General features: G+C 71.4%; 11 protein-coding genes. 6 read left to right on the top strand and 5 right to left on the bottom strand.

The features are described 5' to 3' along the window. Positions 1-14: 14 nt before the first annotated feature. The 4 genes from A4E84_RS16735 to galU form a co-directional block, all read right to left on the bottom strand. On the bottom strand, positions 15-551 hold the full coding sequence (locus A4E84_RS16735) for a MogA/MoaB family molybdenum cofactor biosynthesis protein (RefSeq protein WP_062927359.1): 537 nt from the start codon (positions 549-551) through the stop codon (positions 15-17). Beyond that, entirely contained in the window at positions 548-1,057 is a 510-nt protein-coding gene (gene moaC / locus A4E84_RS16740; protein ID WP_062927360.1) for a cyclic pyranopterin monophosphate synthase MoaC, read from the bottom strand. Before moaC ends, A4E84_RS16735 begins: the two co-directional genes overlap by 4 nt. Positions 1,058-1,139: 82 nt before the next feature. Next, on the bottom strand, positions 1,140-2,480 hold the full coding sequence (gene glp, locus A4E84_RS16745) for a molybdotransferase-like divisome protein Glp (protein WP_062927361.1): 1,341 nt from the start codon (positions 2,478-2,480) through the stop codon (positions 1,140-1,142). A 4-nt stretch (positions 2,481-2,484) separates the two neighbouring features. Next, positions 2,485-3,387 carry a UTP--glucose-1-phosphate uridylyltransferase GalU gene (gene galU, locus A4E84_RS16750; protein ID WP_062927362.1) on the bottom strand — a complete coding sequence of 301 codons (903 nt, stop codon included), beginning with the start codon at positions 3,385-3,387 and terminating at the stop codon, positions 2,485-2,487. A 168-nt stretch (positions 3,388-3,555) separates the two neighbouring features. Between galU and A4E84_RS16755 the strand changes: the two genes are divergently transcribed. Beyond that, positions 3,556-4,104, top strand: a complete 549-nt coding sequence (locus A4E84_RS16755; protein WP_062927363.1) for a 5-formyltetrahydrofolate cyclo-ligase — start codon at positions 3,556-3,558, stop codon at positions 4,102-4,104. A 49-nt stretch (positions 4,105-4,153) separates the two neighbouring features. Here the strand turns inward: A4E84_RS16755 and A4E84_RS16760 are convergent, their stop codons facing one another. Then, positions 4,154-6,997, bottom strand: coding sequence for a penicillin acylase family protein (locus A4E84_RS16760; RefSeq protein WP_062927364.1), 2,844 nt, complete (start codon positions 6,995-6,997; stop codon positions 4,154-4,156). A 238-nt stretch (positions 6,998-7,235) separates the two neighbouring features. Here A4E84_RS16760 and A4E84_RS16765 point away from each other — a divergent pair, with 238 nt between their 5' ends. The 5 genes from A4E84_RS16765 to A4E84_RS16780 all read left to right on the top strand — a co-directional run bounded on the left by A4E84_RS16765 (position 7,236) and on the right by A4E84_RS16780 (position 12,568). Beyond that, entirely contained in the window at positions 7,236-8,765 is a 1,530-nt protein-coding gene (locus tag A4E84_RS16765; RefSeq protein WP_062927365.1) for a potassium/proton antiporter, read from the top strand. Positions 8,766-9,032: 267 nt separating this feature from the next. Then, positions 9,033-10,325, top strand: a complete 1,293-nt coding sequence (locus A4E84_RS16770; protein ID WP_062927366.1) for an MFS transporter — start codon at positions 9,033-9,035, stop codon at positions 10,323-10,325. A gap of 67 nt (positions 10,326-10,392) precedes the next feature. Continuing rightward, positions 10,393-10,713, top strand: a complete 321-nt coding sequence (locus A4E84_RS40780; protein WP_079128993.1) for an FmdB family zinc ribbon protein — start codon at positions 10,393-10,395, stop codon at positions 10,711-10,713. A 78-nt stretch (positions 10,714-10,791) separates the two neighbouring features. Beyond that, positions 10,792-11,652, top strand: a complete 861-nt coding sequence (locus tag A4E84_RS16775) for an S-methyl-5'-thioadenosine phosphorylase (RefSeq protein ID WP_062927367.1) — start codon at positions 10,792-10,794, stop codon at positions 11,650-11,652. A gap of 400 nt (positions 11,653-12,052) precedes the next feature. After that, entirely contained in the window at positions 12,053-12,568 is a 516-nt protein-coding gene (locus tag A4E84_RS16780) for a hypothetical protein (RefSeq protein WP_062931475.1), read from the top strand. Positions 12,569-12,624 lie beyond the last annotated feature (56 nt).

Raw genomic sequence — 12,624 nt, forward strand, 5'->3', positions numbered from 1 at the left:
CCAGGATGGGCTGTTCAGCTCGCACCCCCGCTGCCGGGTCTGGGGTGGTCGCCGCCCCGGAGCTGCTCGACGGCGTGGACGAGCAGCGGCTCCAGGACGGCGAGGCCGTCCTTCACGCCGCCGCTGGAGCCGGGCAGGTTGACGATCAGGGTGCCGCCCGCCACTCCGGCCAGGCCCCGGGAGAGGGCCGCGGTCGGCACCTTCTCGCGGCCGAACGCCCGGATGGCCTCGGCGATGCCCGGCACCTCGTGGTCGATCACGCGGCGGGTCGCCTCGGGGGTGCGGTCGGTGGGCGAGATGCCCGTGCCGCCGGTGGTGACGATGACGTCGTAGCCGGCGTCGACACCGGCGCGCAGGGCGGCCTCGACCGGGTCGCCGTCGGGGACGACCTGGGGGCCGTCGACCTCGAAGCCGAAGCGCTTCAGGCCGTCGGAGACCATCGGGCCGCCCTTGTCCTCGTAGATCCCGGCGGCGGCCCTGTTCGAGGCCGTGATGACGAGAGCGGCGTACGGCGCGCGGAGCGCCCCGCCGATCGAAGCGTCCAGTGTCATGCCCGGCTCCAGTCGCCCGACTTGCCGCCCGTCTTCTCCTCCACCCGTACGTCCGTGATGACCGCTCCCTTGTCGACCGCCTTGACCATGTCGATCACGGTGAGCGCGGCGACGGAGACCGCGGTGAGGGCCTCCATCTCGACTCCCGTGCGGTCCGTCGTCTTCACGGTGGCCAGGATCTCCACGGCGTCGTCCGCGACCGACAGGTCCAGTTTCACACCGGAGACCGACAACGGGTGACAGAGCGGGATCAGATCAGGGGTGCGTTTGGCGCCCATGATCCCGGCGATCCGCGCGGTCGCGAGGGCGTCGCCCTTGGGGACGCCCTCGCCGCGCAGCAGCTCGATCACGCGGGGCGAGACGAGGACACGTCCGCTGGCGCGGGCGGTGCGCGCGGTCACGTCCTTCTGAGACACGTCGACCATGCGGGCGGCGCCCGCCGCGTCGATGTGCGTCAGCCGGTCCTGCGTGGGGCCGTCCTGCGGGGGTGGGTCCTGCGTGCTCATGCTGTGTGGCGCTCCCGGTCCGGGCCCGTCGCGATGCGGCGCATGGGCCTGTTGTGCGCGACACGGTACCCCCAACCAGCGGCTATCGGCCGAGCAGGACCACCTCGACCTCGGTGCCCGGCTCGACGGACTCGGTGTCCTCGGGGACGGCGATCAGGGCGTCCGCGTGGGCGAGGGCGGCGACCAGGTGGGATCCGGCGCCGCCGACCGGGGTGACCTTGCCGTCGGCGTAGGTGGCACGCAGGAACTGGCGGCGGCCCTTCGGGGAGGTCAGCGCCTTGTCCGCGGCCAGGGTCGCCCGGGTCGTGGGACGGTGGACGTCCTGGAGGCCCATGAGGGTGCGGATCGCGGGGCGGACGAAGAGTTCGAAGGAGACGTACGACGACACCGGGTTGCCGGGCAGGGCCAGCAGCGGGGTGTGGTCGGGGCCGATCGAGCCGAAGCCCTGGGGCTTGCCGGGCTGCATGGCGAGCTTGCGGAAGTCGATGCCGCTGCCGGCCTCGTCCTCGTCGCCGACGTGGGACAGGGCTTCCTTGACCACGTCGTACGCGCCGACGCTCACGCCGCCCGTGGTGACCATCAGGTCGGCGCGGACCAGCTGGTCCTCGATGGTGGAGCGCAGGGTCTCGGCGTCGTCGGCGACGGCGCCCACGCGGTAGGCGATGGCGCCGGCGTCGCGGGCGGCGGCGGTGAGGGCGAAGCTGTTGGAGTCGTAGATCTGACCGGTGCCCAGTTCCGTGCCCGGCGGGACGAGTTCGCTGCCGGTGGAGAGCACCACCACGCGCGGGCGCGGGCGGACCCGGACGGTGCCGCGGCCGATCGCCGCGAGCAGGGAGATCTGGGGCGGGCCGAGGACGGTCCCGGCCTCCAGGGCGCGGTCGCCGGCCTTCACGTCGCTGCCCTTGGCGCGCACGTGCGCGCGTGCCTCGGCAGAGCGGTACACGTGCACGTGCCCGGTGGCGCCCTCGGGGCCGAGGCTGCGCGCGCGCATGCCGCGCACCGGGCCCTCGCCGAGCCCGCCGTCGGTCCACTCGACGGGCACGACCGTCTCGGCGCCGGGCGGCAGCGGGGCGCCGGTCATGATGCGGGCGGCCTGGCCGGGACCCACGTGGAGCAGTTCGGCCTGGCCCGCGGCGACGTCCCCGACGACCTCCAGGGCCGCCGGGAACTCCTCGCTCGCGCCCGCGACGTCCGCGACCCGTACCGCGTAGCCGTCCATCGAGCTGTTGTCGAAGGGCGGCAGGGACACCGGCACCGTGATGTCCTCGATGAGGACGCAGCCCTGGGCGTCGAGCAGGTGCAGCTCGATGGGTTCCAGGGGGCGGACGGTGGCGAGGATGTCCTCCAGGTGCTCGTCCACCGACCACAGGTGGTCGGGGCCTACGTGGTCCTGGCCGGTGACGTGGGGCGCGGCGCTGCTCAACGTGCTACATCTCCTCGGCTACGTAACTGCGAAGCCAGGTCCGGAAGTCCGGGCCCAGGTCTTCACGTTCGCATGCGAGTCGGACAATGGCACGCAGGTAGTCACCGCGGTCGCCGGTGTCATAGCGGCGGCCCTTGAAGACGACGCCGTGCACCGGGCCGCCGATCTTCTCGTCCTCGGCGAGCTGCTGGAGGGCGTCGGTGAGCTGGATCTCGCCGCCGCGGCCCGGCTCCGTCCGGCGCAGTATGTCGAAGATGTGCGGGTCGAGGACGTAGCGGCCGATGATGGCGTAGTTGGACGGGGCGTCGGCCGGGTCGGGCTTCTCGACGAGGCCGCTGATCCGGACGACGTCGCTGTCCTCGGTGGTCTCCACGGCCGCGCAGCCGTAGAGGTGGATCTGCTCGGGGGCGACCTCCATGAGCGCGATGACGCTGCCGCCGCGCTGCTCCTGGACCTCGACCATGCGCTGCAGCAGCGGGTCGCGGGGGTCGATCAGGTCGTCGCCGAGGAGGACGGCGAAGGGCTCGTCACCCACGTGCGGGGCGGCGCACAGGACGGCGTGGCCGAGGCCCTTGGGGTCGCCCTGGCGGACGTAGTGCATGGTCGCGAGGTCGCTGGACTCCTGCACCTTGGCGAGACGGCCGGCGTCGCCCTTCTTCTGGAGGGCCGACTCCAGCTCGTAGTTGCGGTCGAAGTGGTCCTCCAGGGGGCGCTTGTTGCGGCCCGTCACCATGAGGACGTCGTCGAGACCCGCGGCGACGGCCTCCTCGACCACGTACTGGATCGCGGGCTTGTCCACGACCGGCAGCATCTCCTTGGGAGTGGCTTTGGTGGCCGGCAGGAACCGGGTGCCGAGGCCTGCTGCGGGAATGACAGCCTTGCTGATCCGAGGGTGCAACTGAGTCATGTCGGCCACCTTATCCGGTGCCTTTGCATGGAATCTGCGGCTCCGGTTCATAGGCGCTCATATGAGCGTATTGCGACGGTACGGGAGCAACCATTGAGGCCTATCGCACGTCCGGGCGAGCCTGACAAGCGGAGTTTGCGGCGCGAGATTCTCGCGGTGAGGAACAGGTTGACGGCGGATGACCTGCGGGAAACGTCGGCCGAGCTGGCCGGGCGGGCGCTGGAGCTGCCCGAGTTGGCGCGGGCCGGGACGGTGGCCGCGTACGTCTCGGTGGGGAGCGAGCCGGGGACGCTCGCGCTCCTGGACGCGCTGCACGCCCGGGGCGTGCGCGTGCTGCTGCCGGCCCTGCTGCCCGACAACGACCTGGACTGGGGCGCGTACGAGGGCGAGGGCTCCCTGGCGCGCGTGCAACACGGCGGCAGGATGGCCCTCTTCGAACCCGCGGGCGAGCGTCTCGGACCCGGCGCCGTGACCACCGCGGACGCCGTGCTGCTGCCCGGCCTCGCGGTGGACGCGCGCGGGATGCGGCTCGGCCGGGGCGGCGGCTCCTACGACCGGGTCCTGGCGCGACTGGAGCGGGCGGGGGCGCATCCCGCCCTGGTGGTGCTGCTGTACGACTCCGAGGTCGTCGGGCGCGTCCCCGCCGAGCCCCACGACCGGCCGGTGGACGCGGTGGTGACACCGGCGGGGGTGCGTCGGTTCCGGCCGGCGTCCTGAACGCCGAAGGGCCCTCCACGCGCGCGTGGAGGGCCCTTCGTTCACCGGCTCACGGTCTGAGCACCAGCTTGTCGGCCGTGCTCTTCTCGACCGCCTGGTCCGAGAAGGACCACGGCAGCAGTTCGCCCTCGGCCCACTTGTCGGTCTGGTCGACGTAGTGCGCGCTGTAGGCGTGCCCGGAGGCGCCGGTGAGGTTGATCCACTTCGACTTGTCGAGGTCGCCGAGGTTCACCACCATCCGCATGGACGGCACCCACACCACCCCGTAGCCGCCGGCCGCGTTCCAGCCGGTCGCGTTGACGGTGCCCTCGCCGCCGCCGAGCTCCCAGGGGCCTCGGTTGAGGGCGTACCGGACGAAAGCGGGGCCCGCGGTGCCGAGGGTCTGGTTCTTCAGGAACAGACGGTGCAGCCGGCCCCAGCTCCAGGAGTCGATGTCCTTGCCGAGCTTGGCGGTCAGCTCCCAGCGGGCGTCGATCATGGCCCGCTCGAACAGCTGGTCGCGGTTGACGGCGCCCGGGCGGATGTTCCTCACCTTGGGCGTCTTCCACCAGTCGCTGTCCGGCTGGTTCATGAGCCCCCGGACCACCTCGAACCAGCGGTCGCCGCCGTCGGGCTGTGCCTTGTCGGGGTTGCGCTGGCCGCACTCGCGGACCTTCTCGGCCTCGTCGGCGGGGCCGGTGGTGTTGACCGGCTCGACCCACAGGCACTGGCCCTTGGGACGCAGTTCCTTGGGCAGCTTGTTGCCGAAGGCGAGCTTGAGGATGTTGCGCCACACCGCGTTGAAGTAGGCCGCCGCCGCGGAGTCGGCGTCCTGGGTGTAGTCCCAGCCCTCCAGGAGCTTCTGCGCCTCACGGACGTCCTTGTTCCCGGGGTCGAGCTTCAGCAGCGTGGGCACCAGCAGCCGCGCGATCTCGCTGCTGTTGTCCAGCTGCATCTGGCGCATGTCGTCCGTGGAGATCTTGCCGCCGTCCTTGATCTTCGACTGGATCAGGTCGGTGATCCGCTGGCTGCGCGCGCCGTAGCCCCAGTCCGCGGTGAGCGTGTAGGGGTACTTGTCCGGGTCGATCACGGCCTGGTTGGCGGTGACGATGTAGCCGCGGTCCGGGTTGTACTCGTAGGGCAGCGCGTCCTGCGGGATGTAGCCGGTCCAGCGGTACTTCGGGTCCCAGCCGGGCGCCGGGACGGAGCCGTCGTCACCCTTCTCGCGCAGCGGGATCTTCCCCGGCAGCGTGTAGCCGATGTTGTTCTCGGTGTCGGCGTAGATCAGGTTCTGCGAGGGCACCTCGAACTGCGCGGCGGCCTTGCGGAAGTCGGTCCAGTTCTTCGCCTTGTTCATGGCGAAGACGGCGTCCATGGTGGTGCCGGGCTGCAGGGCGGTCCAGCGCAGCGCGACGCCGTAGCCGTCCCCTCTGTCGGGTGCGGCGGTGTCGACGGTGGCCTTCCTGCCGACCTTCACGAGCTCCTCGTCGCGGTCGGACAGCAGGGGCCCGTTGTTGGTCTCGCGGACGACGATCTTCTTCGGCGAGCCGCCGGCGACCTTGATGGTCTCCTCGCGGGTCTCGAAGGGCTTGACCTTGCCGTCGTACAGGTAGCCGTTGCCGGTGATCTTCTCCAGGTAGAGGTCCGTGACGTCGGCGCCGGAGTTGGTCATGCCCCAGGAGATGTTCTGGTTGTGGCCGATTATCACGCCCGGCATGCCGGCGAAGGTGTAGCCGCTGACGTCGTACTGGCACGTGCTGGAGACGCTGCGGCAGTGCAGGCCCATCTGGTACCAGACGGACGGCAGGGAGGGCGACAGGTGCGGGTCGTTGGCCAGCAGCGGCTTGCCGGTGATGGTGTGCTCCCCGCCGACGACCCAGGAGTTGGAGCCGATGCCGTCGCCGTTCACGCCGACGGCCGGCGGGAGGTCGTCCAGGACGTTGGTGAGACCGCCGAGCTGGCTGTCCAGGCCCGCGGTGCCCGAGGCGCCGGAGGCGGTGCCGCTCGCGCCGGACGTGCCCGAGGCGGTGCCCTGGGTGCCTGCGGTTCCGGCACCGGCTCCCGCGGTGCCGCCGGCGCCGTTCGTGCCGGATGTACCGCTCGTGCCGGACGTGCCGTTCGTGCCGCCCTGCTCGAACGCCCCCGTCAGCTCGTCGTACTGGCCCTCCTGGACGATCGCCTTGTTCCGGCTGTACGGGTACTGCGGGTACAGGTCGGCGATCTGCTTCGGGCCGAGGCGGCTGGTGAGCAGGGCGCGGTCGATCTCGTCCTGCATGTTGCCGCGCAGGTCCCAGGCCATCGCCTTCAGCCAGGAGATCGAGTCGACCGGGGTCCACTTCTGCGGCTTGTAGTCGTTGGTGAAGCCCAGCGCCGCGTACTCCAGGGAGATGTCCTCGCCGTCCTTGCCCTGGAGGTAGGAGTTGACTCCCTCGGCGTAGGCCTGGAGGTACTTCTTCGTGGCGGCCGACAGCTTGGTGTCGTACTCCTGCTTGGCGACCCGGTCCCAGCCGAGGGTGCGCAGGAACTCGTCGTTGTCGACCTGGCTCTTGCCGAACATCTCCGACAGGCGCCCGGAGGCCATGTGGCGGCGGACGTCCATCTCGTAGAACCGGTCCTGCGCCTGGACGTAGCCCTGTGCCATGAACAGGTCCGCGTCGGAGGAGGCGTAGATCTGGGGGATGCCGTAATTGTCGCGCTTGACCTCGACGGGGCCCGACAGGCCCTTCAGTGTGAGGGTGCCCTTGGTCTGGGGGAAGGAGGCCCGGACGGTACTGATGGACCAGTACGACCCGTAGGCCACGCCCCCGATGAGGGACAGCACCAGGACGAGCACGAAAAGTCGGGCTTTGCGCCCCTTTCTCCTGCCGGACTTGCCGGGCTGCTGACCCGTGGAGGCGGTGGTGTTGGGGGGCATCGCTGTCCTTGCTGTCCTAACGCGAGCGGCAGGTTCGGCTGTGCTTTTAACTGAGCGCTGGAGCAACGATAGGCGCAGGGCCTTGCGCCCCTTGACGCGGAGTCGGGAACCGGCACGGACGGATGTTCGATCTTGCCTCAAGAAGTGTCAAGAAATCGTCAAGAGTTAGGTAAGGTAACGAAGTAGTTGGCGCGGTGCGCCACAGCTTCATGTGCGATGTACGTGAGCCCACGCGCGCGTGTGTGCGGGCCAGGGAAGGATTCGGCCGCTGACTGTTCACCACCTCAACCAGCTCCTGCTCGTCTGCTCGCTCGTCCTGCTCGTCGCCGTCGCAGCGGTACGGATCTCCTCGCGCAGCGGGCTCCCCAGCCTGCTCGTGTACCTGGGGATCGGCGTCGCCATGGGCCAGGACGGCGTGGGCGACATCCACTTCGACAACGCCGAACTGACCCAGGTCATCGGATACGCGGCCCTGGTCGTGATCCTGGCCGAGGGCGGTCTGGGCACGAAGTGGAAGGAGATCAAGCCGGTCCTGCCATCGGCCTCCGTGCTGGCGCTGGCCGGTGTCGCGGTGAGCGTCGGGGTCACGGCGTCGGCCGCGCACTATCTGATCGGGCTGGAGTGGCGGCAGGCGCTGATCATCGGGGCGGTCGTCTCCTCGACCGACGCGGCGGCCGTGTTCTCCGTGCTGCGCAAGATCCCCCTGCCCGCGCGCGTGACGGGCACGCTGGAGGCGGAGTCCGGCTTCAACGACGCCCCGGTGGTCATCCTCGTGGTGTCCCTGTCCACGGCGGGCCCGGTCGAGCAGTGGTACGTGCTGCTGGGCGTGATCCTGCTGGAGCTGGCCATCGGCGCGGCCATCGGGCTCGCGGTGGGCTGGCTGGGCTCCCTGGGGCTCAGGCACGTGGCGCTGCCCGCCTCCGGCCTCTACCCGATCGCCGTCATGGCGATCGCCGTGGTGGCGTACGCGGCGGGCGCGCTGGCCCACGGCAGCGGCTTCCTCGCGGTGTACCTCGCCGCGATGGTGATGGGCAACGCCCGGCTGCCGCACTGGCCGGCCACCCGCGGCTTCGCCGACGGCCTCGGCTGGATGGCCCAGATCGGCATGTTCGTCCTGCTCGGCCTGCTGGTCACCCCGCACGAGCTGGGCGACACCATCGTGCCCGCCCTCGTGATCGGGCTGGTGCTGACCATGGTGGCGCGGCCGCTGAGCGTGATCCTGTGCCTGTCGCCGTTCCGGGTGCCGTGGCAGGAGCAGGCCCTGATGTCCTGGGCGGGGCTGCGCGGAGCCGTGCCCATCATCCTGGCGACCATCCCCATGGTGGAGGGCGTCGACGCCAGCCGCCGGATCTTCAACATCGTCTTCGTGCTGGTCGTCGTCTACACCCTGGTCCAGGGCCCGACGCTGCCCTGGCTGGGCCGCAAGCTGCACCTGGGGGACGGCTCGGAGGCCGCCGACCTCGGCATCGAGTCCGCCCCGCTGGAGCGGCTGCGCGGCCATCTGCTGTCCGTGGCGATCCCCGGCGAATCGAAGATGCACGGCGTGGAGGTGGCCGAGCTGCGGCTGCCGCACGGCGCGGCCGTGACGCTCATCGTGCGCGGCGGCGAATCGTTCGTCCCGCTGCCGACGACGATATTGCAGCGCGGCGACGAGCTCCTCGTGGTCGCCACGGACCCCGTCCGGGACGCGGCCGAGGGCCGGCTGCGGGCCGTGGGGCGCGGCGGCAAGCTGGCCGGCTGGCTGGGTACGGACGGGGCCACCCGTTGAGGCCGTTTTGCCCGGTTTGGAATTTGCAGGGCGTGCGGGGTCATGGTGCTCACTTTCACAGGCACACACCCCCTTGATCCCTGTACGATGAAGGCGTTACCCAAGATCGAACCAACTCTGCCTGACGCAGAGCTGGCGCGACCGTATGGCGGTCGGGACACCCCTCCTCACCGGGCCCCGGCATCTACCGCAGTTCCGCGCAAGAGGACAGCTCTCGGCGCCGCCCGCTACGGGGCCGCGCTACCAGGCGGCAGAAAGGCACGGGCCGTGGCGTCCACGGTCACCTCGAAGACGTCGGAGAACCCGACGGCTTCCGCCCGCCCGGGATACGGCCGGCTGCTGCGCACCCGCGGCGCCTGGACGTTCCTGCTCCCCGGCTTCGCGGCACGCCAGCCATTCGCGATGCTTACCATCTCCATCGTGCTGCTGGTGCAGCACACCACCGGCTCGTACGGGGCGGCGGGCGCCGTCGCTGCCGTCACCGGTGTCTCCATGGCCCTGTTCGCGCCCTACAGCGGCCGTCTCGCCGACCGCTACGGGCAGCGCGCCGTGCTGGTCCCCGGAGTGCTGCTGCACGCGCTGTCCGGTCTGACACTGACCGCGCTCGCGCTGCTGGACGCGCCCCTGTGGGCGGTGTTCGCGGCGGCCGTCCCGACCGGTGCCTCGGTGCCACAGGTCGGCCCGATGGTGCGGGCCCGCTGGGGCGTGAAGCTCAAGGACTCGCCCCTGATGACCACCGCGGCGGCCTTCGAGTCCGTCACCGACGAGCTGACCTTCGTGGTCGGACCGCTGCTGGCCACCGCCCTGTGCACGGCCGTCGACCCGGCCGCCGGACTCGTCACGGAGGCCTCACTGACCCTGATCGGGGGCCTGCTGTTCGCCGCGCAGAAGGGCACGCAGCCCTCGGTCGCCACCGGCGGGCACGCGCGCGTGGAGCACGCTTCGGCGCTGCGCGTCCCCGGGGTGCGCGTGCTGATCGTGACCTTCCTGGGCATCGGCACGGTCTTCGGCGGCATGCAGGTCTCCCTGGCCGCGTTCACCGAGTCGATCGGCGAACCGGGCCTGAACGGCGTCCTCTACGGCGTCTTCGCCGCGGGCAACATGCTCTCCGGCGTGGTCTGCGGCGCGATCGCCTGGAAGGTGGCCCCGCAGCGGCGCCTGGTCATCGGCTACGCGGCGCTCGCCCTGGCCGCGTCCGGCCTGTGGGCCGCCCACTCCGTGCCGGTCCTCGCCGGCCTCGGTCTGCTCGTCGGCATGTGCATCGCGCCCGCCCTGATCACCGGCTACACGCTGGTCGACAGCCTGGTCCCGGCCGGTGCCCGCACCGAGGCCTTCACCTGGCTGACCGGAGCGGTGGCGCTCGGCCAGGCCGCAGCCGTCACGGCCGCCGGACAGCTGGAGGACCGCTTCTGGTCGGGCGCCGGTTTCCTGGTGCCGATGGGCGGCACGGTGCTGGCCCTGGCGACCCTCCTGGCGCTGCGCTCCCGGCTTGCGGCGCGGGGCAACGGCCGGACCGTCGCACGTGGCGTGGGTCACCGCGTGCCGGTGGCAGTGGACTGAGCGGCCGGAATACGTCACTATGGATCGTCGTTAGCACTCATCGAGTGAGAGTGCCAGGAGGAAGACAGTGCCGACCTACCAGTACCAGTGCACCGAGTGCGGCGAAGGCCTCGAGGCGGTGCAGAAGTTCACCGACGACGCCCTCACCGAGTGCCCCGCATGCAAGGGCCGCCTGAAGAAGGTGTTCTCGGCGGTCGGCATTGTCTTCAAGGGCTCCGGCTTCTACCGGAACGACAGCCGCGGCTCCTCGTCGAGCAGCTCCCCGGCGAAGTCGTCGAGCGGCGGATCTTCCGGCTCGTCGTCCTCGGACTCCGGCTCGTCGAGCTCCGGTTCGAGCACGTCGTCGAGCGCCAGCAGCTCCTCCTCCAGCAGCACCACCGCCGCGTAAGGCCTGATTCTTACGGAACCCTGTCGCCCTCTGGGCGACGGGGTCCTCGGCGTTTCCGCATGCGATTAAGGTGCGAGCATGGCGAACAAGGCGAACGTGGCGGACCAGGAAGGCGCCGGGATCGGCGTCATCGGCGGCTCGGGGTTCTACTCCTTCCTCGACGACGTGACCGAGATCCAGGTCGACACCCCGTACGGGCCGCCCAGCGACTCCCTCTTCCTCGGTGACGTCGCCGGCCGGCGGGTCGCCTTCCTGCCCCGGCACGGACGGGGCCACCACCTGCCGCCGCACCGGATCAACTACCGGGCCAACCTGTGGGCGCTACGCTCGGTCGGCGTGCGCCAGGTCCTGGCCCCATGCGCCGTGGGCGGGCTGCGCCCCGAGTACGGGCCGGGCACGCTGCTGGTGCCGGACCAGCTGGTCGACCGCACGAAGTCCCGCGCCAGCAGCTACTTCGACGGGCAGCCGCTGCCCGACGGCTCCGTACCGAACGTGGTGCACGTGTCGCTGGCCGACCCCTACTGCCCCGCTGGGCGGGCCGTCGCGCTGAAGGCGGCGCGCGGCCGGGACTGGGAGCCGGTGGACGGCGGCACGCTGGTCGTGGTCGAGGGGCCGCGCTTCTCGACCCGTGCGGAATCGTTGTGGCACCAGGCGCAGGGCTGGTCGGTGGTGGGCATGACCGGCCACCCCGAGGCGGCGCTCGCCCGCGAGCTGGAGCTCTGCTACACCTCGCTGGCCCTCGTCACCGATCTCGACGCGGGCGCCGAGACGGGCGAGGGCGTCTCGCACGACGAGGTGCTGCGGGTGTTCGCGGCGAATGTGGACCGGCTGCGGGGGGTGCTGTTCGACGCGGTGGCCGGGCTGCCCGCGGAGGGCGAGCGGGACTGTTTGTGTGTGAGTGCGCTGGGTGGGATGGATCCGGGGGTCGTACTGCCGTAGAGGGCCGGGCTGTGTAGGGGTCGGCCTGTGCAAGGGGCGGCCTATGCAAGGGTCGGCCTGTGAAGGGGGCAGCCTGTGCAGGGGGCAGCCTGTGCAGGGGGCAGCCTGTGCAGGGGGCAGCCTGTGCAGGGGGCAGCCTGTGGAGGGGTCGCCTGTGCAGGGGGTCGCCGGGGGGCGACTTGCCTTGTGGGGATCCCGGAAGTTGCCGTTCGGGTGAGGGAGTTGTCCACACGTCGGCGGTGGGTCCACAGGCCTGAGCGGGCGGGGGCAAGCGGCCTCATCGTGGGGAGCGCAAGCCGGTCCCTCGTCGCAGGTGGTGGTCTCCGTGTCCCTCGCTCGTTCCTCGGTCGTGTCCTCGTCTCCCTCCTGGTCGCTCGCCTCGTGCCCGCCCGGGGCGGAGGTGCCCGCGACCCGTGAGGTGCCGCGATTCGATCCGGTACGGGTGCGCGGCGGGCACCGGTCCGGCCGGCTCGTCCGGCACCGGCGGCGGGCCGTGGCCGTGGGGCTCGCGGTCACCGCCACGGCACTCGTGGCGGCGGGCCCGCGCGAGACCGACGGGGCCCGCGGCCATCCCCGGGCTCGGCCTCCCGCGCAGACGGCCTCGGTGTCCGGGGGGCATCCCGCGCACACGCGCCGCGCCGCGGGGTCGGTGACGGCCCCGGTCCGGATCGCCGACGCGGCCACGGTACGGCTGCTGCGGCCCGGCGACCGGGTCGACGTCATCGCCGCCGAGGGGGCGGTGCCGGGCGGCGACGCCCGGGTCGTCGCGCGCGGAGCCAGGGTGACGAAGGTGCCGGAGCCGGTCGAAGGCGCGGGCGACAGCGGGGCGCTGGTCGTGCTGTCGGTGCCGCGGGCCACCGCCGCCCGGCTGGCCGGCGCGAGTGCCACAGGGCGGCTGGCGGTCACGCTGTGGTGATTGTGTGCATGGTCTCGTCAAGGCCCTCGTTCGAGGGACCTGGTTGCCCGGTTCGG

This window comes from Streptomyces qaidamensis, assembly GCF_001611795.1.
In the GTDB taxonomy this organism is placed as follows: Bacteria; Actinomycetota; Actinomycetes; order Streptomycetales; family Streptomycetaceae; genus Streptomyces; species Streptomyces qaidamensis.

What these genes read in the sequence shown, in the direction of transcription:
- A4E84_RS16735 (WP_062927359.1), bottom strand. Translation starts at nt 551, where the DNA reads ATGACACTGGACGCTTCGATCGGCGGGGCGCTCCGCGCGCCGTACGCC.
- moaC (WP_062927360.1), bottom strand. Translation starts at nt 1,057, where the DNA reads ATGAGCACGCAGGACCCACCCCCGCAGGACGGCCCCACGCAGGACCGG.
- galU (WP_062927362.1), bottom strand. Translation starts at nt 3,387, where the DNA reads ATGACTCAGTTGCACCCTCGGATCAGCAAGGCTGTCATTCCCGCAGCA.
- A4E84_RS16760 (WP_062927364.1), bottom strand. Translation starts at nt 6,997, where the DNA reads ATGCCCCCCAACACCACCGCCTCCACGGGTCAGCAGCCCGGCAAGTCC.
- A4E84_RS16775 (WP_062927367.1), top strand. Translation starts at nt 10,792, where the DNA reads ATGGCGAACAAGGCGAACGTGGCGGACCAGGAAGGCGCCGGGATCGGC.